Source organism: Cyanobium sp. T1G-Tous, assembly GCF_024345455.1.
Lineage (GTDB): Bacteria > Cyanobacteriota > Cyanobacteriia > PCC-6307 > Cyanobiaceae > Cyanobium_A.
The window spans coordinates 1-19,561 of the sequence record NZ_JAGQBD010000008.1 but is presented as its reverse complement, the minus strand read 5'-3'; the positions used below and the strand labels follow the sequence as shown (position 1 = coordinate 19,561).

The 19,561-nt window shown below is 61.6% G+C and carries 25 protein-coding genes; 18 read left to right on the top strand and 7 right to left on the bottom strand.

What is annotated here, in order from left to right; genetic code table 11:
- Positions 1 to 7: 7 nt before the first annotated feature.
- Positions 8 to 670 carry a 4'-phosphopantetheinyl transferase superfamily protein gene (locus tag KBY75_RS06405; protein WP_255023379.1) on the bottom strand — a complete coding sequence of 221 codons (663 nt, stop codon included), beginning with the start codon at positions 668 to 670 and terminating at the stop codon, positions 8 to 10.
- 41 nt (positions 671 to 711) lie between these two features.
- Between KBY75_RS06405 and bcp the strand changes: the two genes are divergently transcribed.
- Positions 712 to 1,179 (top strand): thioredoxin-dependent thiol peroxidase, encoded by a 468-nt coding sequence (gene bcp, locus KBY75_RS06400; protein WP_255023378.1) that lies wholly within the window; start codon positions 712 to 714, stop codon positions 1,177 to 1,179.
- Here bcp and KBY75_RS06395 read toward each other — a convergent pair.
- Entirely contained in the window at positions 1,157 to 1,753 is a 597-nt protein-coding gene (locus tag KBY75_RS06395; RefSeq protein ID WP_254937740.1) for a type III pantothenate kinase, read from the bottom strand. The two genes, bcp and KBY75_RS06395, sit on opposite strands and share 23 nt — an antisense overlap.
- 92 nt (positions 1,754 to 1,845) lie before the next feature.
- The gene (locus KBY75_RS06390) at positions 1,846 to 2,613 is read right to left on the bottom strand and encodes a phosphoadenylyl-sulfate reductase (protein ID WP_396098046.1); all 768 of its coding nucleotides are present in this window, start codon (positions 2,611 to 2,613) and stop codon (positions 1,846 to 1,848) included.
- A 111-nt stretch (positions 2,614 to 2,724) separates the two neighbouring features.
- On the opposite strand from KBY75_RS06390, the gene KBY75_RS06385 reads away from it, so the two are divergent.
- The 4 genes from KBY75_RS06385 to KBY75_RS06370 all read left to right on the top strand — a co-directional run bounded on the left by KBY75_RS06385 (position 2,725) and on the right by KBY75_RS06370 (position 7,505).
- Positions 2,725 to 3,879, top strand: coding sequence for an NAD(P)/FAD-dependent oxidoreductase (locus tag KBY75_RS06385; RefSeq protein WP_254937742.1), 1,155 nt, complete (start codon positions 2,725 to 2,727; stop codon positions 3,877 to 3,879).
- 90 nt (positions 3,880 to 3,969) lie between these two features.
- Positions 3,970 to 5,628 carry a GTPase HflX gene (gene hflX / locus KBY75_RS06380; protein WP_255023423.1) on the top strand — a complete coding sequence of 553 codons (1,659 nt, stop codon included), beginning with the start codon at positions 3,970 to 3,972 and terminating at the stop codon, positions 5,626 to 5,628.
- A 46-nt stretch (positions 5,629 to 5,674) separates the two neighbouring features.
- A complete protein-coding gene (locus KBY75_RS06375; RefSeq protein ID WP_254937744.1) occupies positions 5,675 to 6,310 on the top strand; it encodes a peroxiredoxin in 636 nt (211 codons plus the stop codon).
- Between the two features lie 10 nt (positions 6,311 to 6,320).
- Positions 6,321 to 7,505 (top strand): anhydro-N-acetylmuramic acid kinase, encoded by a 1,185-nt coding sequence (locus KBY75_RS06370; RefSeq protein WP_254937745.1) that lies wholly within the window; start codon positions 6,321 to 6,323, stop codon positions 7,503 to 7,505.
- Here KBY75_RS06370 and KBY75_RS06365 read toward each other — a convergent pair.
- Entirely contained in the window at positions 7,439 to 7,750 is a 312-nt protein-coding gene (locus KBY75_RS06365; RefSeq protein ID WP_254937746.1) for a ribbon-helix-helix domain-containing protein, read from the bottom strand. The genes KBY75_RS06370 and KBY75_RS06365 overlap by 67 nt on opposite strands.
- Before the next feature lie 107 nt (positions 7,751 to 7,857).
- Here KBY75_RS06365 and KBY75_RS06360 point away from each other — a divergent pair, with 107 nt between their 5' ends.
- The 5 genes from KBY75_RS06360 (at position 7,858) to KBY75_RS06340 (ending at position 11,140) form a co-directional block, all read left to right on the top strand.
- Complete coding sequence (locus tag KBY75_RS06360) at positions 7,858 to 8,190, top strand: hypothetical protein (RefSeq protein WP_261347262.1); 333 nt, start codon at positions 7,858 to 7,860, stop codon at positions 8,188 to 8,190.
- A 39-nt stretch (positions 8,191 to 8,229) separates the two neighbouring features.
- The gene (locus KBY75_RS06355; RefSeq protein ID WP_255023375.1) at positions 8,230 to 8,511 is read left to right on the top strand and encodes a hypothetical protein; all 282 of its coding nucleotides are present in this window, start codon (positions 8,230 to 8,232) and stop codon (positions 8,509 to 8,511) included.
- Between the two features lie 203 nt (positions 8,512 to 8,714).
- Entirely contained in the window at positions 8,715 to 10,466 is a 1,752-nt protein-coding gene (locus KBY75_RS06350; protein ID WP_396098043.1) for an ABC-F family ATP-binding cassette domain-containing protein, read from the top strand.
- 132 nt (positions 10,467 to 10,598) lie between these two features.
- Complete coding sequence (locus KBY75_RS06345; protein WP_255017083.1) at positions 10,599 to 10,778, top strand: hypothetical protein; 180 nt, start codon at positions 10,599 to 10,601, stop codon at positions 10,776 to 10,778.
- A gap of 134 nt (positions 10,779 to 10,912) precedes the next feature.
- Positions 10,913 to 11,140 carry a hypothetical protein gene (locus KBY75_RS06340; protein WP_254937751.1) on the top strand — a complete coding sequence of 76 codons (228 nt, stop codon included), beginning with the start codon at positions 10,913 to 10,915 and terminating at the stop codon, positions 11,138 to 11,140.
- Here KBY75_RS06340 and KBY75_RS06335 read toward each other — a convergent pair.
- On the bottom strand, positions 11,137 to 12,273 hold the full coding sequence (locus KBY75_RS06335; RefSeq protein WP_255023373.1) for a trypsin-like peptidase domain-containing protein: 1,137 nt from the start codon (positions 12,271 to 12,273) through the stop codon (positions 11,137 to 11,139). The two genes, KBY75_RS06340 and KBY75_RS06335, sit on opposite strands and share 4 nt — an antisense overlap.
- A 131-nt stretch (positions 12,274 to 12,404) precedes the next feature.
- Between KBY75_RS06335 and KBY75_RS06330 the strand changes: the two genes are divergently transcribed.
- The 8 genes from KBY75_RS06330 to KBY75_RS06295 are packed head-to-tail and all read left to right on the top strand — an operon-like array spanning position 12,405 to position 18,074.
- On the top strand, positions 12,405 to 12,536 hold the full coding sequence (locus KBY75_RS06330; RefSeq protein WP_255023372.1) for a hypothetical protein: 132 nt from the start codon (positions 12,405 to 12,407) through the stop codon (positions 12,534 to 12,536).
- Positions 12,537 to 12,582: 46 nt separating this feature from the next.
- Positions 12,583 to 12,888, top strand: a complete 306-nt coding sequence (locus KBY75_RS06325) for a DUF2973 domain-containing protein (RefSeq protein ID WP_254937753.1) — start codon at positions 12,583 to 12,585, stop codon at positions 12,886 to 12,888.
- A 43-nt stretch (positions 12,889 to 12,931) separates the two neighbouring features.
- Complete coding sequence (locus KBY75_RS06320; RefSeq protein ID WP_106632550.1) at positions 12,932 to 13,315, top strand: hypothetical protein; 384 nt, start codon at positions 12,932 to 12,934, stop codon at positions 13,313 to 13,315.
- 18 nt (positions 13,316 to 13,333) lie between these two features.
- On the top strand, positions 13,334 to 15,922 hold the full coding sequence (hrpB, locus tag KBY75_RS06315; protein WP_255023422.1) for an ATP-dependent helicase HrpB: 2,589 nt from the start codon (positions 13,334 to 13,336) through the stop codon (positions 15,920 to 15,922).
- A 60-nt stretch (positions 15,923 to 15,982) separates the two neighbouring features.
- A complete protein-coding gene (locus KBY75_RS06310) occupies positions 15,983 to 16,159 on the top strand; it encodes a hypothetical protein (protein WP_254937754.1) in 177 nt (58 codons plus the stop codon).
- Positions 16,129 to 17,331, top strand: a complete 1,203-nt coding sequence (gene xseA / locus KBY75_RS06305) for an exodeoxyribonuclease VII large subunit (RefSeq protein WP_255023371.1) — start codon at positions 16,129 to 16,131, stop codon at positions 17,329 to 17,331. Before KBY75_RS06310 ends, xseA begins: the two co-directional genes overlap by 31 nt.
- 3 nt (positions 17,332 to 17,334) lie before the next feature.
- Positions 17,335 to 17,610, top strand: coding sequence for an exodeoxyribonuclease VII small subunit (locus KBY75_RS06300; protein WP_255023370.1), 276 nt, complete (start codon positions 17,335 to 17,337; stop codon positions 17,608 to 17,610).
- A gap of 14 nt (positions 17,611 to 17,624) precedes the next feature.
- Positions 17,625 to 18,074: a DUF2834 domain-containing protein gene (locus KBY75_RS06295; protein ID WP_255023369.1), complete on the top strand. Its 450-nt coding sequence runs from the start codon at positions 17,625 to 17,627 to the stop codon at positions 18,072 to 18,074.
- A gap of 8 nt (positions 18,075 to 18,082) precedes the next feature.
- Here KBY75_RS06295 and KBY75_RS06290 read toward each other — a convergent pair whose 3' ends face one another.
- Both KBY75_RS06290 and KBY75_RS06285 read right to left on the bottom strand, forming a co-directional pair.
- Positions 18,083 to 18,430, bottom strand: a complete 348-nt coding sequence (locus KBY75_RS06290; RefSeq protein WP_254937758.1) for a hypothetical protein — start codon at positions 18,428 to 18,430, stop codon at positions 18,083 to 18,085.
- Positions 18,430 to 19,227: a YhjD/YihY/BrkB family envelope integrity protein gene (locus tag KBY75_RS06285; RefSeq protein ID WP_396098040.1), complete on the bottom strand. Its 798-nt coding sequence runs from the start codon at positions 19,225 to 19,227 to the stop codon at positions 18,430 to 18,432. The genes KBY75_RS06290 and KBY75_RS06285 overlap by 1 nt, the downstream gene beginning before the upstream one ends.
- Positions 19,228 to 19,561 lie beyond the last annotated feature (334 nt).

The following is a 19,561-nucleotide window of genomic DNA, read 5'->3' as shown; positions in this document are numbered from 1 at the left end:
TCTTTCTTCAGGCTGCCTCTTCAGGCTGTCTTGGCGACTGCAACATCAATCCTGCGCAACCCTCACCAACCGCCGCCCAGCGCCAACCCTGCTGCAGAGCGCTGCTGTGATCCGGCTTGGCTCCATCACTGAGATTCTGCAAGCTGCCGCTGCTGTGGTCGTAACACCACTGAGCCAGTTCTGCGGCCAGGGTGCGATGGCGCCACTTGATAGCCGCTTCCTTCAACACCCAGCTGTTGAGGACCGCTCGCCGTAGCTCCGCCCCAGTCAAATCCCGCAACTGCGCCTGTTCAGTCTCTGGATAAAACCGCCGCATCAATCCAGCTGGCTCAATAGGTCGAGCAGTGGATTCGAGGTCGACTCCGATGGGGGAGCCGGAGTAGCCAATCAGCAAGCCAGCGCCGCTATGGCTGAGACTGACCCATCCCAGACCATCCCCTAACAGTGGAGGGTGGCCGGGCGGACTATGGAGAGGCACCGAGGCACCAGCGCATCCCAACACCTCAGCCAACTGCTGCCGGAGCAGCGCCCGGCTCTGGAAGTAGCGACTTCGCTGCCGATCAGGCAGGGCCAAGCCCCAACTGCGTTCAGCCATAGATAAATAACCGAGGTCACCCCCCTCCAGAGAACGCAGCCATAGCTGGGGAGCTGGGCGCTGCGGCAGATCCAAGCTGCTGCCTAGGCTCACTTGTGAGTTCGGTTGGATGTTCAATGACCCTGCAGATCGGCGATCCCGCCCCTGATTTCACCTTGCCAGACCAAGACGGAACGGCGGTGAAGCTTTCCCAGTTCAAGGGCCAACGGGTGGTGGTCTACTTCTATCCCAAGGACGACACCCCGGGTTGTACCAAAGAAGCTTGCAATTTCCGCGACCAGTGGGGAGCGTTCGAAAAGCAAGCCATCACCGTGCTCGGCATCAGCAAAGACGGCGCCAGCAGCCACACCAAATTCATTGCCAAATATGACCTTCCCTTCACCTTGCTAAGCGACGTCGAGCCCTGCGCAGTGGCCGAGGCCTATGGGAGCTATGGGCTCAAGAAATTCATGGGCAAGGAATACATGGGCATGATGCGCCACACCTTCGTGGTGGATGCGGAAGGAAAGATCGAAAAGATCTACACAAAGGTGAAGTCCGAAACCATGGCGGACGACATCCTTAGCGATCTGGGCTTGGCCTGAGTGCAGCCAAGGCCTCAAGGGCCAGATCCGGAGCCAGCTGCAGCGGCATGGGGCTAACTAGCAGCTGCTGCAGCAATGGTTTCAGCAGGGAGCCATCTCCTCCCGTGAGCCAAAAACTGCAGCCAGGACAGCTGGTTTGAGCTTCACGCCCAGCCGCGGCCAGAGCGGCCGCCAGACCTCGCAAAACCCCAGCGGCCATAGCTTCTGAGGTGGAGCGAGGCCAGAGGTCCAAAGGCAGGTCCAAGGGCAGGTCCAAGCCAGGCAGTCCTGCAGTTTCAGAAGCCAGGGCCCGCAACTGCAAGGCCGCTCCGGCTAGCAAGCGTCCTCCCCCAAATCGGCCCTCGCTGGTGACCAGGGTGAGGCTCAAGGCGGTGCCGCCGTCAGCCACCAGTACGGGACCAGAGGCAAGGCACCAGGCCCGCCAACCCACCAGAGCACGATCCACCCCCAGCCAGCCAGGCTGCTCCAACAAGGGCACATCTTTCAAGTGCAGACGCCGCTCCAGCGGCAGTGGAGCAGAGGCGGGCACAGGGCCCACCGCAGCCCAAGCAACCAGCCCCTCAAGCTGTCCCACACCGGCTGGAGCACTCCACGTCCGCAGGCAGCCCAACGCCCCCTCTGCCCAATGCCATCGGCTGTTGCCGATCAGCAGCCAACGGCCTTCGCTCAGATGCCCTCGCCCATCAATCCCGGCAGATGAATGCCACATTCCTGTTGGAGACCACCGAAACGCGTCGCTCGGCCGATGACATCGCCTAGATCGGGAGCACTGGAGTGCCAGTCGCCCACCGTGGAATAACCCTGCTCAAACAGCGGGTGTTGGGGCAATTTGTGCTCTTCCATGTAGTAGTAAACATCCCGTTTACTCCAGGAGAGAAGGGGCCGCAGCGACCAGCGCTGACGCACCGCATCTAGCGGTTCCATGGCCTTGCGGTGATCGGTCTGGCTGCCGCGCACACCACTGGCCCAACAGGTCACCGCCAGCTCAGTGAGGGCCCGGTCGAGGGGTTCCACCTTGCGGATGCGGTGATAGAGCTCCAGATCTGCGCCCTGGTCGGTTTCCCAAAGGCGGCCGTGCAGAGCTTCCATCCGGGCCGGGCTAATGGCCGACTGGGCCACCACTAATTGGAGCTGGAGCTGCTCTACCAGGCCCTCGGCGTATTGATAGGTCTCCGGCGGCAGATAGCCCGTATCAACCCAGACCACGGGTATGGGCCGGCCGGTATTGGCGGTCAGCTCACTGGCCATGTGCAGCAGAACTGCCGACTGGATGCCAAAACTGGTTGTTAAAGCAAATCCTGCCCCGAAGGTGTTCTGTGCCCAGCTCAGGCGCTCTTGGGCCGGCAAGGGTGCAAGCAGTGCCCTAGCAGCTTCCAGATCGATCGGCCGTCCGGCGCCATCGGGTGAAAGGGCTGGGACTTGGTCCATCTGCATCAAACCATCATCGCCCTTTGAGTAAGTCGCTGGTTAGGGTTCAAAAGCAGGTGCCGGCGAAAGACCACCAAAGCAATGCTGAATCCTGAGGCGGCGCGATCGCAGGCTGCGGTGACCCCGCCAACCGCACCGGTGGTGATCGTGGGAGGGGGCTTTGGTGGGCTCTACACCGCCCTCGCCCTGGCAGAGCGCCGCCAACATCCACCAATCCTGCTGATCGAACCCAACGATCGCTTCCTGTTTCTGCCCCTGCTTTACGAGCTGCTGAGCGGCGAACTGCGCAGCTGGGAAATCGCACCTCGCTACGACAGCTTGCTGGCCGGCAAAGGGGTGGCCTGGCTGCAGGACCGGGTTGTGCGCATCGACGCCAAGTCTTCACAGGTCCATACCGCTACCGGCCGCTGCCTGCACTTCAGCCGCCTGGTGCTGGCCACGGGTGCCCAGGCCAATGACTTCGGCATCCCCGGCGTAGCTGAATACAGCCTCGGTTTTCGCACCTTGGCAGACGTGGAACGGCTGCAGCTGCTAATCCAGACCTTGAAGGAGCGGTCCCGGCCCCTGCAGCGCTTGGCCGTGGTGGGAGCTGGTGCCAGCGGGGTGGAATTGGCCTGCAAGCTGGCCGACCAGTTGCAGGGGAGCACGATTGTGGACCTGATTGAGCAGGGCCCCGGACTGCTGCCCCAGGCCAAGGCCTTCAACAGAGAGCAGGCTGAGCAGGCCCTGCAACGCCGGGATGTGAGGCTGCGAACCCACACCCGCGTCGAGGCAGTGCAAGCAGGTGGATTGACGCTGCTGGGGCCAGCCGGCTCGGAACAGCTGAAGGTTGATGGGGTTATCTGGACTGCAGGCCTGCGCTTTCAATCGCTTGAATGCCAGCCGCCAATTTCCGTCGACCGACTTGGACGACTGAGCTGCGAGCCCACCCTGCAGCTGGTCGATCACCCCCACCTATTTGCCCTAGGCGACATCGCCCAGCAGGAGTTACCCCTGCCAGCCACGGCCCAAGTGGCCTTCCAACAAGCTGAGTGCCTGGCCGCCAACCTGATGCATTCCCTCGCAGGCGAACCCCTCGATCCCTTCAACTACAACGACCTCGGCGAAATGATGAGCCTGGGCCGAGGCGAAGCAAGCCTCGTTGGCGGCGGATTCACCCTGGCGGGAGCGGCGGCATTTCAGATCCGCAAACTGGCCTACCTGGCCCGCTTACCTGGCAAATCGCATCAGTTAAAAGTGGTCGCCGGCTGGCTAGCGGACTGGCCCCGGTGACCCTGCCGAGAGCCCAAGCTTGTGGTGGGCAAGGCCCGCCCATGATCAAATCCTTAATCGCTCTCTATCTGTGGTGAAACAAGGCCTGTGGTGAAACAAGGCGGCCTGGCGGGGCGCACGGCCGGCTTGCGACCCGCCCAAAAAAGACGCCTGGAACGCCTCTGTCACCGCCGCCATCCGGACGACCAGGTAGCCGAATTTCTCTGCTTGCAGCGGCTTGCCAGTGAAAGCCGTGAGCTGGAGCTGCCGCTCACCCTGGTGGTGGATAGCCGGGGCCTGTGCCGGCTGCTCTGGGTGGGGCCGCTGGAGCAATCGGGCCGGCTGCTGGAGCGCCTGCCCGGCTCGGAGCGCCGCCAGGGTTCCGAGCTGCGGCTGATCACCTGCTGCGGCCGAACCAAACAACTCGAAGCCGGCCGCCAGGAGGGAATCGTGGGGCTGGATATAGCGCCCATCTTTTGGCTGCGCTTCGGCGACAGGGCGGGGGCGGGGGGCCAATGGCCCGCCCAACTGTTGGTGGCCCACCCCGACGCCGCCGAACCCTGGGCAAGCGAAGCGACTGAAGATCTAGCCGAGTTGTGCGGCCGCGATCCCCTCAGCCTCACCCAGCCGAATGCACCCAGTGATAGCACCTTTGGCGCCAACCAAGACGGCCCTGAACAGGTGCTGCTGCTAGCCCTCACCCCCGGCGACCGCGGCCGGGCCCAGCGCCTGATCGCCGAACTGGAGGGACTCGTAAGCAGCGCCGGTGCTGTGCCGGTGGGAGTGGTGGAGCAGCGCCGCAGCCAGGTTGCTCCCCAGACCCTCTGGGGTGAGGGGAAAGTGGGTGAAGCGGCCCTGGAGGCCCGGCGGCTCGGCGCCACCCTGGTAGTGACAGACCGGGAGCTCACACCGGTGCAAGCCCGCAATCTGGAGCGGCTCCTGGATCTGCCGGTGAGCGACCGCAGTGAACTGATTCTCGACATCTTTGCCCAACGGGCCGCCAGCGCCGCCGGACGACTCCAGGTGGAGCTAGCCCAACTGCGCTACAGGCTGCCCCGACTCACCGGCCGCGGCCGCAGCCTGTCGCGGCAGGGGGGAGGCATCGGCACCAGGGGGCCGGGCGAAACCCAACTGGAAAAAGATCGTCGCGCCATCGCCCGCCGGATTGAGCGGTTGCAGCGGGAGGTGAGCCAGCTGGGCGAACACCGGGCCCGGTTGCGTCGCAGCCGCCAGGGACTGCGGCGACTGGCCCTAGTGGGTTACACCAACGCCGGCAAAAGTTCCCTGCTCAACGCCTTAACCAGGGCCAGCGAGGGCCGCGCCGTACTGGCCGAAAACAAGCTGTTCGCCACCCTTGATCCCACCACCCGACGACTTGAATTGCCGGAACCAGTGCTGCTCACTGACACGGTTGGCTTCATCCGCGATTTGCCCCCGCCCCTGTTGGAAGCCTTCCGCTCAACCCTGGAGGAAACCCTTGAAGCTGAGGGCCTGTTGATCGTGGTTGATCTGGCCGACCCGGCCTGGCCCGAGCAGTGGCGCACCGTCAACACCATCCTCGATTCCCTTGGAGCAACCGCCCCCAGGCGCCTAATCGCCAATCAAATCGACCGCTGCCCAGCCGGGGAGGTGGAGCGAGCCAGGGCGCTAGCCCCAACGGCCCTGTTCATTTCCGCCACCGCCTGCCTGGGCCTGCAGCACCTGCGCCAGGAGTTGCGCAGCTGGCCCGAGTCAGCGCCTGAGGACGAAAACACCACATCTGCGCGCTGACTTGTGGCACGATCAGCACTTGCTTTCTTCCTCCCTTTCAGCCTCTATGGCCCTCCAACTCGGCGATACCGTTCCCGATTTCACCCAGGATTCCCAGCTGGGGCCGATCAATCTCTACGACTTCGGCGCTGACAGCTGGGTTGTGCTGTTCTCCCACCCGGCCGACTACACCCCTGTTTGCACCACAGAATTGGGAGAGGTATCCCGGCTGCGCCCTGAATGGGAAAAGCGCAACGTCAAAACCATCGCCCTGAGTGTGGATTCCGCCGAAAGCCACAACGGCTGGATCTGCGATATCAACGAAACCCAGAACACAACAGTTGATTATCCGATCCTTGCGGATGCGGACAAAAAGGTGAGCGACCTTTACGGGATGATTCACCCCAACTCCCTTAATAATCTGACTGTGCGTTCGGTGTTCATCATCGATCCCAACAAGAAACTGCGCCTGCAGATCACCTACCCCGCCAGCACAGGTCGCAACTTCCACGAAATCCTGCGGGTGATTGATTCACTGCAGCTCACCGACAACCACTCCGTGGCCACCCCGGTGAATTGGAAAGACGGCGACGATTGCGTAGTAGTGCCATCGATCTCCACCGAAGATGCCCGCGCCAAGTTTGCCAAGGGCGTCACTGAGATCAAGCCCTACCTGCGCATGACCCCCCAGCCCAACAAGTGAGTTTGGGCTGATGCGGGTGTTGGGGTTGATGAGCGGCACAAGCGCCGATGGCGTGGATGCCGTCCTGGCCAGCTTCAGCGGGCCGCCCCAACGTCCGCGCTGGAGGCTGGAAAATCACCACTTCAACCCTTACCCCGCCGAGCTCCAACGCCAGATAATTGGCGTTGGCCAAGGCCAATCGTTCGCTAGCTCAACGCTGCTCGAATTGGCGGAAGCCGTGACCGAGCAGCAAGCTCTCGCAGCCAGAGCATGCGATCCCCAGGGCAGGGCCCAATTAGTTGGCTGCCACGGCCAGACCCTCTGGCATCGCCCGCCCCAGGCTGGCCAGCGGGGTGCCAGCTGGCAACTACTTCAAGGGCCACTGCTGGCGGAACTGCTGGCTACGCCGGTGGTATTTGATTTCCGCAGTGCCGATCTGGCCCTTGGCGGCCAGGGAGCACCGCTTGTCCCGCCTGCAGACCAGGCCCTACTGGGTCGTTGCGGCGGCTGGCGGGCGGTACTGAATCTGGGGGGCATTGCCAACCTCACCCTGATCCCACCGGCCCAGGGCCCCGAAAGTTGCCTACCAGTGCGGGGCTGGGACTGTGGTCCCGCAAATACCCTGCTGGACCTGGCAACCATGCACTTCAGTGGCGGCCAGCAGAGCTATGACGCTGATGGGGCCTGGGCCCGCCAGGGACAGATCGACGAAGCCCTCATTAAACGCTGGTTAGCTGAGCCCTATTTCCAGTGCCCACCGCCGAAGTCCACCGGTCGAGAGCTATTCGGCCAGGCAGACCTGGAGCGAAGGCTGGCCGAACTCAAGGGGCGAGACGCGGCGGACGCCCTAGCCACCCTGACCGGCTTCAGTGCCGCAGTTGTAGCCCAGGAGTTGGGCCATGGACCCCAAGCGATCGAGCTGCTGGTGGCTGGCGGGGGCTGCCGCAACAGCCTGCTAGTAGAACAACTGCAACGCCGCTGCCGCGGCCTGATCGTGCGGCCGCTGGTGGAATTTGGCATCGGCGAGGCAGAGAGAGAGGCCTTGGCCTTCGCCCTGCTGGCCTGGTGGCACGCCCTGGGGCATCAGGGAAACCTGCCCTCAGTCACCGGCGCGAGCGGCGGCGCGGTGCTGGGGCTTTGCGCCCGTCCTCAGTCAGGTCGGTGCAACCGAACCCTGCGGGGAGCTCCCCGCAGGCGCTGGGGTTTCTGGGCCTGACTGGCCTCCAGTCCCTGACGAAAAAGCTCAGCCTGGAATCCCGCCTGAACCGGGGAAGCCTGGCTGGCTTGGGCCTGCTGCAGCCGCTCCACACCTTGCTGGATCAGCACCTTGGCCATGTTGCTCACCGTACGGGACTCGGCATCCGCGAATTCAGCCAACTGTTGGCAGAGCTGCTCGGGCAACACCACCTGAATGCGAGGTGATTTGGACTTGCCACTCGAGGAGGTCTGCCGGGTGGCCACGGAGTTGCGAAGCAGGCGTGGGGCAGGACTGGAGCTTGCAATCTCCAGCCCATACCCCTCAGATACAGACCAGTGTACAGAGATGCACAAGGGTAGTATCCAAGACTATGCTGAAGGCAACTATCCCATCGGAGGTGCACACCGTGCCCCGTTCCTCCACCCCACGCGCCTCAACCCCTGCCTCAGCTGCCCAGGAACGCAAACGCCGGACAGCCGAACGCAGCGATGTGCTCGTCTCCGCAGTAATCAGCACCTACCTGCTCACCCACCTGCATCACGTTCTGCAGCGGGCCGAATACGGCGCCCAGCAGGAGGGAAGAGGCGCACTTGCAGCCAACTACGCCGAGCTGCGCAAAGTGCTTTGCCTAGATGCCCGCAGCATGGAAGATGCCTCCGCCTGTGGCACACCAGAGCAAGGCGAAAACCAGCTAGCCGCCTGAAGCGATCCGTCTTAAAGTTCAGATAATTTGCTGCTTGCAATGACCGCCAGCAACGTCGACGCCCTAAGAGACGAAACTTTACAAACTCTGCATGCCAGCAATGCTGCTGAGCTCTACGCCCAAATCAGTGCCGACCACGACCTAACCCAAGCGCTATTCCGCCAGGCCCTACAGGATCCTTCTGGGGCCATTAGCCGAATCATTGAGCTGGGTCAGCAGTTCGGCTTGCCGGTCAGCGCCCAAGAGATCCGCACCTACGTTTCCAGCCTGGATGACAGCGTCAGCAAGCAGTGGCTGGTGAAGGCTCGCGGGGGGCTCTGAGTTGGTGCGGCGCTGTTGTCGCTGATCGCGATCACCACCTGCCCAGCTGAAAAAGAGCCAATAACTCACAAGCGCCAGACCAGCTGCGACAACCAGAGCTGCCACCTGCTCAAGGCGTTTGATCATGGCCGTCCCACAGGCAGGTGAGACGAGTCTGCACCAGATGATTACCTAGCCGACCCCCGGCAGACAGGTCGCCAGGGATGATGGACCTGGTCCCTAGACCCTTCTCCGTGCTCCGCCTCGAACGCCTCGGCAAGATTTATCCCACAGGCGAGGTGCTGCGGGATGTCACCTGGGAGGTGAGGCCGGGGGACCGCATTGGCTTGGTGGGCGTCAACGGAGCTGGCAAGTCCACCCAGATGAAGATCATTGCCGGGCTGGAAGAGCCCAGCAGTGGCCTGGTTGTGAAGCAAGGCGAACCCCGCATTGCCTACCTGCAACAGGAATTCGACGTCGATCCAGCCCGCACGGTGCGAGAGGAGCTGTTCCAGGCCTTCGGCGAAGCAGCTGAAGTGCTGATTCGCCAGCACCAGCTGGAGCACGAAATGGCCAGCGAGCAGGCCGCCAGCGACCCCGACCATCTTGACGGGCTAATCCACGAGCTAGGCCGGCTGCACAGCCGTTTCGAGGCGTTGCACGGCTACGAGCTCGACGCCCGCATCGACAAACTGCTGCCCACCATTGGCTTCAGTCCCGAGGGGGCCGAACAGCTGGTGGGGGATTATTCCGGCGGCTGGCAGATGCGCATCGCCCTCGGCAAAATCCTCCTCCAGGAACCGGATCTGCTGCTGCTCGACGAGCCCACCAACCATCTGGACGTTGAAACGATTCAGTGGCTCGAGGGCTATCTGGTCGAACAAACCGCGGCCCTAGTGGTGATCAGCCACGACCGCACCTTCTTGGATCGGGTCTGCAACCAGATAGTGGAAACCGAACGGGGGGTATCGCGCACCTACCTGGGCAACTACAGCCAGCACTTAGAGCAGAAAGTCCTGGAGCGCGAAGCAACTCAGGCCGCATTTGATCGGCAACAAAAGGAGCTTGGAGCCCAGCAGGCCTACATCGACCGCTTTCGGGCCAGTGCTACCCGCTCCACCCAGGCCAAAAGCCGGGAGAAACTGTTGGAGAAAGTTGAGCGGGTTGAAGCTCCGCTCGAAGGTGTCGGCGGGCCGCGATTCCGCTTTCCCGAAGCACCACGCTCTGGGCGCCTGGTGGCAGACATCAAAAATCTGACCCACAGCTACGGCGAGCAGATTCTGTTTTTGGGTGCTGAGCTGGAGGTGGAACGGGGTGACCGCATCGCCTTTGTCGGGCCTAACGGCGCCGGTAAATCAACCCTGCTGCGGCTCATCATGGGCAGCGAAAAGCCCGAGGACGGCTGCGCCAGCCTCGGGGAGCACAACGTGATAGCGAACTACTTCGAGCAGAACCAGGCCGAAGCCCTAGACCTCTCCAAAACCGTGATCAACACGATCTTCGAGGTGGTGCCCGACTGGACTCAGACCCAAGTGCGCTCGCTGCTAGGCAGCTTCTGCTTCAGCAACGAAAGCGTATTCAAGGAGGCCGGCAAGCTCTCTGGAGGAGAGAAAGCCAGGCTGGCGCTGGCATTAATGCTGCTCAGCCCCTGCAACCTCCTAGTTCTGGATGAGCCCACTAATCACCTTGATATTCCAGCCAAGCAGATGCTGGAAGACGCGCTGATCGACTATGAGGGGGCGGCCTTGCTGGTGAGTCACGACCGCTATTTCATCTCCAGGGTGGCCAACCGGATCGTGGAGATTCGGGATGGCCAACTGGTGCTCTACCGCGGCGATTATTCCTATTACCTCACCAAGAAAGAAGAGGAAGCTGGCCTGGCCCGGCAGGCCGAAGAAGCAGAACGCAAAGCGGCAAAACAGGCAGCCAACAAAGCCAAGCAGGCGTCTCGAAAATCCCAGTCAAAATCCAGCTGAGCAGCCCGGCCCCCAGCCCCTACCTCGGCAAGTACACAGAACTTCACCGCCGCTTAGGCAGGAAGACTCATTTCACTAGCCGCCTTGGTTTGGTGTGCATAGGCTGACAAGTAGTCGCCACCGCAGGAGATCATGGGTAACGCACACATGGGCCCCAACGCCCAGGGCACCAGCTATCAAGTCGCCGGCTATCAGGAGACTGGCGGCCAAAGCGACGCTTTGGAGGTGTATTTCGAATGCATCACCACCTGCTCCCTAGACGACGGCGCCTGCGTGACGCGCTGCGTTGAAGAGCTGCGTGAACAGCCCTGAGCCCAGATATCGGCCATCCCACCACCGCGTAACAGCAAATCAGCACAGGCAAGGCACCCTGTCGCAACCGCTACGCAAGCGAATGAAACAGTTTGTAGCGTTACGGGGTCAAACAGATACCTGTGGTGCGTGCCATGTCTGAACCACTCGCCCTCAGTCTCGGCCAGCAGTTTGAGCTGGAGCGCATGAACCGGGCTATTGAAGCCACCGCCGATCCCCAGACTCTGCGAGGCATTGCCAAGCAGCTACTCCAGGCCTGGCATAGCCAAAAGGCGGCAACCCAGTGGGTGATGCGTCAGCAACTCGGCGCACCAACCCAAGTTTCACCAAGCCTGGGCAGTCCGTGGGGGCAAGAGGCCTAGGGGGCTGGGGCTAATTGGGCTGGAATAACGGTTAACTGCATCAATTTTCCGGCCCTATTCACCCGAAGCGCCAAGCTTCCCCCCACCCCTGCCCTCTCCACCGCTGTCACCAGCTGGGAGGGGCTAGCAATGGGCTGATCACCCACCGCAACGATTACATCGCCCTTTTGCAGGCCTGCCCGGGCCGCCGGTGAGGAAGCCTGTATCGCCATCACCCGCACGCCTTGATTCAGCCCAGTGCCATCACCGGCACGAACCCCGTCGAGACTTACGCCGATAACTGGGTGGCTGACGCGACCAGAGGTAAGCAATTGTCGGGCAATATCCCGGGCCCGGTTAATTGGAATGGCAAATCCCAAGCCTGCCCCAGGCCCGGTACGCACCAAGGTGTTAATACCGATCACCTCGCCATCAGCATTTAGCAGTGGTCCGCCTGAATTGCCCGGGTTAATTGCTGCATCGGTCTGAATCAGATCCAAGCGCTTGTCTGTGATGCCCAGCTTGCTGGCGTTGCGGTTGAGATTGCTGATGATCCCCATGGTCACGGTGTTGTCCAACCCGTACGGGTTGCCTACGGCAATTGCCCACTCGCCCACTTGCAGGCTGTCGGAGTTGCCCAAGGGCGCTACTGGCCAGGGGCCATTGCCCGCCAACCTCACGACCGCCAGATCCGTGCGGCGATCAAGACCGACCACCGTGCCCTCAACCCGACGACCGCCCTGCAGCCCCACGGTCACCCGGTCTGATTTCTCCACCACGTGGGCATTAGTCAAAATTAGGCCCTCAGCCTGAAAAATAAATCCGCTTCCCTGACCCCGCTCTGTGCGCTGAGAGGGCTGCTGTTGCAGCTGGGGCATGCCAAAAAATTGTCGAAACAGAGGGTCGTTGAGCAGGCCACTGGGCAAACCTCCCGAAGCACCACCTGAGGCGGCCACGGTCCGTTCCGTGTCAATGGTCACCACCGCGGGTCCAGCGCGGCGGACGGCCGCCGCTACAAACGACTGGCGGTTCGAGCTGACTGAAGCTGCACTCTGGGCAAGGGCGGCAGCGGCTGGCCAGGGGGCCGGGGGCGCCAGCAGAGCCATAACCACTAACCCCGAGCCCAGCCAGGGCAAGGCCCGCAAATCAGCCATCACCACAAGATCCAACTAGTAAAACCGTAAGCAAGCAGCCAGCGGCTGCCTAGATCGTGATTTCCCTCCCAGTTCGGGCGCCACGGGCGGCCCAAATCAGCCCTATTGTTAATAAATATTCTTTTAATTCCATGGACACTGGGCGACTGCTAATTGCTTTTCTCGCCTTCGGTGCCGCCTGCAGCACCCTGTGGGCCTGGATGGTTGCCAATACCGGAGATGTTGCAGTCGTTGATCCCCAAACGGCTCGCTCCAGGCAATGATGGAACCGCGACACGCAACCACCCATCTGAGGCCAGCTTTACGGCCATGAACACTGTGTTCTCCCAGCTTTTACCCCTGGTCTACGGGGCCTGCTTCGTATTACTGCTATGGCAAGCCTTCAAGGTGATGGGTCAGGGATTCCGAGCCATTCCCCGTCCAGGTGATCGAGATGCTGAGGGTGCGCCTTCAGCACAAGTACCCGAAATCAGGTCCAATCTCGACCGCACCGGGCGACTCACCATCCATCCGGAGCTGCTTGATTCAGATGGTCAGATCACCCAGGAAGACCTGTTGACCGTGCGCTTCAGCGGCGACAACGAGCAAGCGGCTTACCCAGGTGACCTCAGCTGAATAGGCTCTCCGTTGAGCAAGCGTTTTTCAGCGGAGACAGAAGGTGGATCAACGGACCCGAATAGTGGCTGCAGTGCTGACAAGTCTCAAGCTGCCACCTCGTTTTCGCCTCAAGCTGATCAAGGAAGATCCGATTCGGCTGGAGTTGAGCATCACTCCCGCCTACGGCAGGGATCCAATTTTGGTAGGTCTGGTTGAATCTCAGGATCTCGTTGCCCGTCGCGACCGAGAGGGGCGCATCCCCCGAGACCTGCAAGGCACCTGGGACTGGACTGTTCGCCACGGCAAGGTGAGCACTGGGGGCTGGAATCCTTACCTGAAGGAGGCCTTGCAAACCATGTTTGAAACCGGCCTGCCGGCGATCGTTTACGAGGAGCTCACTGGCGAGGCCTACCACCCGGTAGATGGCATTCGCCACGTGCGCTGATTCCACCAGGAAAGCCCTCTGCCAACGCCCCCGCTCCCGATTGACGGCCTGCTGGCGCCGCTGCTCGAAGCCTGCAGGCCCGGAGCCACCGTGCTGCTCCAGGCACCCCCTGGAGCAGGTAAAACGACCCGGGTGCCCCTAGCTCTGCTGTCAGGACTGAACCTGGAGCCGGGCAAGCCGGGTGACGCATCTGGCCGCATCTGGATGCTGGAACCCCGTCGCCTGGCAGCCAAAGCGGCAGCCCAAAGGCTGGCGGCCGAGCTCGGTGAGCCCCTCGGCCAGCAAGTTGGCTACAGCGTGCGGCTCGAATCCTGCATCTCAGCCGCCACCCGCCTGGAGGTGCTAACAGACGGCCTGTTTCTGCGGCGCTTGCAGGCAAACCCCGGCCTTGATCGGGTGGAGTGCCTGATCTTTGACGAATTCCATGAGCGCGGCGCCGACACCGACCTATCCCTTGCCCTGGTGCGTCAGGCCAGGGAGCTGCTGAGGCCAGAGCTGCGGCTGGTGCTGATGTCTGCCACCCTCAACCTGGCCCCTCTGGCGGAGCAGTTGCCTGGGGCCACGGTGCTGACTAGCGAAGGGCGTTGCTACCCGGTGGCAATCAGCCACCAGCCACCGCGACCAGGCGAAAGGCTGGCGCAACAGGTGGTGCGCGCCCTTGAGCAGCACTGGCTAGAGCAGCGCGGCGACGGCGAAACGGTGCTGGTTTTCCTCCCAGGGCTAAAGGAGATCCAGGACTGCAGCAGGGCGATCGCCGCCACCGACTGGGGAAAGTCCACCCATGGGGTCGTGGAGTGCGTTCCCCTGCACGGCAACCTGCCCCTGGAGACCCAAGGCCGCGCTATTGGCCCGGCCAGCAGCGCCGCGGGCAAGGTGGTGCTCGCCACTTCCATCGCTGAGAGTTCCCTCACCTTGGCTGGGGTAACGCTGGTGCTCGACAGTGGTCTGAGCCGCCGCAACCGCTTCGATCCGGGCAGTGGTCTTGATGGCCTCGTCACCGTGCCCGCCAGCCAAGCCAGCGCTGAGCAACGGGCCGGACGGGCCGGGCGCCTGGGGCCAGGTCGCTGCCTGCGCCTTTGGTCGCCCGCTGAACAGCAGCGCCGTCCCGCTTTCGATCCACCGGAGTTGCTCGAGGTAGATCCCCTGCCCCTGGCCTTGCAACTGGCCCAGTGGGGCGATCCCCTTGGCAGGGACCTGCACTGGATCGACCCACCAGCACCTGCACACCTGCAGGAGGCCCGTCTGCAGCTCGACCAGCTTGGTGCCCTAGCCGCCAGCGGGCGGCTGAACAGCCACGGGCAGCACCTGGCCCAACTGGGGGTGCATCCGCGCCTCGCCCAGCTGCTACTGCTGGGCGAGCAACTAGGCCAACTGGAGCTGGCCTGCGGCCTGGCGGTGCTGCTAAGCGAGCGCGATCCGCTCAACCGTCAGGAGGCCGGCAGTGACCTGCTGCGGCGACTTGACTGGCTAGGGGTAGACCGCCCTGGCGATAGCTCCCAGCGCCGGCTGCGTCAGCTGCAAAGCCAGCTGCACCGCCAGGTCAGGCAACTAGGTGGTCAGGGTTCCAGCCCTACAGCTGCAATGCCTGTTGGCCGATCAGTAACCCTGTCAGAAGCGGCGGCCGCGCTAATTGCCGCCGCCTATCCGGAGCGGCTGGCCCTAGCCAGATCAGGCAAGCCCGGCCGCTACCTCCTCAGTGGCGGCCGCGGCGCCGTGCTCCATGCAGACGATCCCCTAGTGGCCTGCCCTGCTCTGGCCGTTGCCCAGCTGGATGGCCAAGGCCAGGACGCTCGCATCCAGCTAGCGATCCCCCTTGATATCAGCCAACTGCGGCAACTGGCGGAGCATCCCGGCGGGCAAGGCCAGGTCGCAGTGGAGGCGCGCTGGGATGGAGAAGGTCAACGGGTGCGCTGCGAGCGCTCCCTGCGACTAGGGGCGCTGGTACTTGAGCGCCGCAGCTGGGGCGAAGCCGAACCGGCCTTGATTCGCAGCGCCCTGGTAGAGGGCCTGCGGCAGCTGGGACTGGAAGCTCTGCCATGGGATCCCGTTAGCCGCCAACTCCAGCAACGCCTCAGCCTGGCCCACCAGCACCTAGGCGACCCATGGCCCGACTGCAGCCCCCAGCTGCTATTTGAACAGCTAGATGAATGGCTCGGCCCCCACCTCAACGGCCTCCGCAGCCGCGACGACCTGCAGGGACTACCCCTAGGCGAAGCCCTCTGGGGCGACGCCCCCTGGAGCTTGCGTCCCCAACTCGATCAGCTGCTGCCAGTGGCCCTGACCGTCCCCTCTGGCCGCCAGGTCAAGCTCGACTACAGCAGCGGCCAGCCCGTGCTGGCAGTAAAACTGCAGGAGCTATTCGGCGCTCGCACAAACCCAATGGTGCTCTCAGGCCAGCTAGCCGTGACCGTGCACCTGCTCACACCGGCCGGCCGGCCAGCGGCGATCACCCAGGATCTGGCGGGCTTCTGGGAGCGCAGCTATCCGGAGGTGCGCAAGGAGCTGCGCGGGCGCTACCCCCGTCACCCCTGGCCAGAAGACCCGTGCCAAGCCCAGGCGACGGCACTTACCAAAGCGAGGCTGCAACAGGGGAATCATCGAGCCTGAGGAGCATGGGCCGATAAGGCACCTGCCTGCCCCAAACTGGATCTTTCCGGCAAGGCTGCCTTGGCCCGCTTTTACGTCAACAACCGTCGTGATGGCTCGCGCCTGCTTAGCAGCGCCCTAGTGATCTGCGTCGCAGGCCTGATTCGCTTTGATCATCCGATTGGGCGATCGGTAGCGCTGGTAGCAGGCCTGGTGAGCCTCTACTGGTGGATCTGCTACCGGCAGATCCAACCGTGACTGCGGCCGGGGATTTTTCAGGCATACCGCGCTATGGCGTCACAGAACTGAATTGCGCGGTGGCATCGCTGCTGGAGCGAGGCTTTGCACCTCGATTTCTGCTTGACGCAACCGTGAGCCGGCCCCAGCTCAAAAAGGGACATCTCTGGATGACCCTGGTCGACGAGCAGGCATCAATTTCAGCAGTGGTTTGGGCCTCCCAACTGGCGAAGCTGACCTTCGTTCCCGAAGACGGAGATGGGGTCGTAGTGGTGGGCAAGCTCAATTTCTGGAGCAGCCGGGCAAGCCTCTGCGTTCAGGCACTCGACATCAGGCCGAGCCTGAGTTCGGTCCTGCGTCAGTTCGAACAGGTGCGGGAGCGGCTGGCCCTCGAAGGGTTATTGGATCAAGACCGCAAGCGCCCCCTACCAGCTTTCCCAAGGCGCATTGCCCTGCTCACGAGTTGTCCGAGTTCTGCGTTGGCCGACATGCTGCGCACCAGCGCCGAGCGCTGGCCAGCGACAGCAGTAGTCGTGGTGCCAATACCCGTACAAGGCCCCGTACACGAAGCCATCTGCCGGACCCTGGGACAGTTGAGCTCCCAAGTGGAGCAGTTGGGCATCGATGCGATCGTGATCGGCCGAGGCGGAGGCAGCCGCGAAGACCTAGCCGTGTTTGATAACGAAGAGCTGGTGCGATGTTTAGCCGCCTGCCCTGTGCCCGTAGTCAGTGGCATTGGCCACGAAGATGACACCACCGTTGCCGACCTGGTAGCGGACTACAGGGCCGCCACCCCCACCGCTGCCCTGGTGGCCCTATTGCCAGATCGCCGCGTAGCGGTTCAGACATTGCAGCAGCAGGGGAGACACCTACAGCAACTCGTCCAGCTGAGGCTGCAAGGAGAGCGTCAGCAACTCACTCGGTATCGGGAGCGCCTAGCGGGGGTGCATCCACTCGCCCTAGTGACCTGTCGTCGCCAGTCCCTGGGGCATGCGCAGCAGCTGCTGCAGGCACTTTCGCCCGCACACCAGCTCAAGAGGGGCTTCTGCTTGCTGCGCAATGGCAAAGGGCTTGTGGTGCGCTCCGTGCAGCAACTAGAACAAGGGGGCGAAGTCATAGCCCAACTCACAGATGGGCAGGCGAGCGCCGTGGTGCGCGAAATTCTGCATCAAGCTCCTGAGGCGAAGCTCTGAACGATGCCTAAAGCAAAGGCCACAAGCAAAACCAAAGAAAATGAAAGCTTCGAAAGCGTTGGCACCGATCTCTCATACAACGAAGCCCACACCGCCCTGCAGCTGGCCTTATCAGCCCTGCAAGCCACGGACCTAGATGTCGAAGCAATGACAGGTCTATACCGTCAAGCCCGCGCCTATTTGGATCGCTGTGAGGCGGTACTCGCCCATGTGGAACAGGAAGTAATGCTGTGGCAGGAAGGAGATATCGCCGTAGTCCCCTTTAATGAGCCCAACTAGAATCAACTCAAATCATGGCAGCTAATTCCGACACCAGCCCTAGCAACAGCAGCACTGGCATCAGCACCATCGCCATTCAGGGGAATTCGGCCTTGAAATGGCTGTATCTAGCCTTAGCGATCAGCGGGGCTGTACTTCCCTGGCTAGCAAACGTTGACTTCATCAGGCAATACGGATCAAGCTTCGACATAGGCATGTTTGTGCATCTTGCAAATGCAAATCCAGCCGCAAGCTCCCTATCAAGGGACCTGGCAATAGGAGCAACGGCGGTGGTGATTTGGATCGTGCAGGAGAGCAAGCGGCTGCAAATGCGAGGGCTGCCTTGGGTACTGCTCAGCTGCGTAACGCTTGCTTTCGCATGTGGAGCCCCACTATTTTTGTATTTACGAGAGCGCCGTTTGGAGGAATTAGCACGCGGGCAAAAGCCCACACCTACCGGCCAGGAATTAGAAATAAAGAATTAGCAGCAAGCTCAAGGAGATGGATTTTCCTCGTTGACGACTTGTACATCGATGGTGACGTTACTGACATCAAACTGCTCACCAGACTCGGAACCCGACGCAGAAGCGGAAAAAGCGCTGCCACAGGCTGGGCAAAATTCCTTCTCCATGGAGGCAAAACCACAGGATTCACAGGTACGCAGCCTGCTTTGAATCACCTGCCAAGCCACGAAGCCAGCCGCTCCCAGTAATAGGGGCAAAAACACCAAGAGCAAGGTTATGCCTCCGAGCAGATCGAGTACAAAGCGCCCTGCCGGACCGGGAGCGAGGAGCAGCAAAAGCGCCAACAGCAACCAGAGCCAGGTACGTGATCGCGGCATCAGCTGATTTCAATTGGGGCAGATACATCCATCCTGACGCGCTGGCGCCGGTCCAGGACGACACACAAGCACTGACCGTAGTAAAGGATGACACCAACCAACCAAACCCAAAGACTCAACAACAACACACCCCCCACCAGCCCATAGGCCTGAAAGCGCACCCCTACCGCCAACAGAATGCGCCCAAGCACCAAATTAAGGATGGTGAGGGTTGAACCTATTAATAGCGCCCCTGGGAACAGAGGCTGCCAAGCGACACGACGCGAGGGCAATACCCACAACAACAACATGGCCAAGGCAATAGAAATCAGCAACGAAATCAGTAAGTCAAGTATTGATGAAACTGGACGCTGCAAATCACGAGCCACAGGCAGAATCTCCAGGACACGGGCCCACAAGCTGGCCGAGCCAAGCAGACGCATACTGGTGAAAGCCTGATCGACCACAATAAAAAGGGCGAATAATGACACAAGGCCAAAAGCCTTGATACGTAATCGCACATAGCGAACTACCAAACGCTTCCATGGCAAATCCTCAAGCCCTGCTGGGCGATTCCACCAAAGCCGATCAGCGCCACGCTGCAAAGTGAGATAGGCATTGCTTGCCGTTAAAATCAATACAACGGCACCAAGAATCCCAGCACCAAATCCTTGCCTTAAAAAAGCTGACAATGTTGAAGAAAAAATCGGCATCGCCGAATTGGGCAAGATTTCCGAAACAACTACCAATAACCTCTCAACCAAACCCTCATCCCCGCCAAGCAGCCTAGCCGCAATGGAAAGTGCTATCAAAAGCACAGGGAATAAAGACTGAAGACTGTGATATGCGAAAGCAGCACTGAGGTCAACGCAGTCGAGCTTAAGCCACAATCTATAAGCCAACCAAAAGGGCAGCAGTCTATACCTCTGGCCACCATCCCATCTACGCAGGTCCCAGAGAGCTCGTGAACGCACTACCCAGCCACCATCTGGAACTAGATGGACACTAGCCGCAGCCGCTGTAATTAGGGCCTCCTGAATAAGGTCAGAACAGTTGCAGCGCAATGGATGTGAGCAGTTTCTGGCGGTAAAATGTACGCAAATGGGCCCATTTGCGCCCAAAAGCCGCCCAAAGTTTTCCGCATGTATCGGC

Bases quoted from the DNA above. Each gene is read 5' to 3' on its own strand.
- KBY75_RS06330 (WP_255023372.1), top strand. From the start codon at position 12,405: ATGGACACTGGGCGACTGCTAATTGCTTTTCTCGCCTTCGGTGCCGCC.
- KBY75_RS06335 (WP_255023373.1), bottom strand. From the start codon at position 12,273: ATGGCTGATTTGCGGGCCTTGCCCTGGCTGGGCTCGGGGTTAGTGGTT.
- KBY75_RS06390 (WP_396098046.1), bottom strand. From the start codon at position 2,613: ATGCAGATGGACCAAGTCCCAGCCCTTTCACCCGATGGCGCCGGACGG.
- KBY75_RS06355 (WP_255023375.1), top strand. From the start codon at position 8,230: ATGACCGCCAGCAACGTCGACGCCCTAAGAGACGAAACTTTACAAACT.
- KBY75_RS06295 (WP_255023369.1), top strand. From the start codon at position 17,625: ATGGCAGCTAATTCCGACACCAGCCCTAGCAACAGCAGCACTGGCATC.
- KBY75_RS06300 (WP_255023370.1), top strand. From the start codon at position 17,335: ATGCCTAAAGCAAAGGCCACAAGCAAAACCAAAGAAAATGAAAGCTTC.
- KBY75_RS06325 (WP_254937753.1), top strand. From the start codon at position 12,583: ATGAACACTGTGTTCTCCCAGCTTTTACCCCTGGTCTACGGGGCCTGC.
- KBY75_RS06350 (WP_396098043.1), top strand. From the start codon at position 8,715: ATGATGGACCTGGTCCCTAGACCCTTCTCCGTGCTCCGCCTCGAACGC.
- KBY75_RS06370 (WP_254937745.1), top strand. From the start codon at position 6,321: ATGCGGGTGTTGGGGTTGATGAGCGGCACAAGCGCCGATGGCGTGGAT.
- bcp (WP_255023378.1), top strand. From the start codon at position 712: ATGACCCTGCAGATCGGCGATCCCGCCCCTGATTTCACCTTGCCAGAC.
- KBY75_RS06375 (WP_254937744.1), top strand. From the start codon at position 5,675: ATGGCCCTCCAACTCGGCGATACCGTTCCCGATTTCACCCAGGATTCC.
- KBY75_RS06290 (WP_254937758.1), bottom strand. From the start codon at position 18,430: ATGCCGCGATCACGTACCTGGCTCTGGTTGCTGTTGGCGCTTTTGCTG.
- KBY75_RS06345 (WP_255017083.1), top strand. From the start codon at position 10,599: ATGGGTAACGCACACATGGGCCCCAACGCCCAGGGCACCAGCTATCAA.
- KBY75_RS06340 (WP_254937751.1), top strand. From the start codon at position 10,913: ATGTCTGAACCACTCGCCCTCAGTCTCGGCCAGCAGTTTGAGCTGGAG.
- KBY75_RS06360 (WP_261347262.1), top strand. From the start codon at position 7,858: ATGCTGAAGGCAACTATCCCATCGGAGGTGCACACCGTGCCCCGTTCC.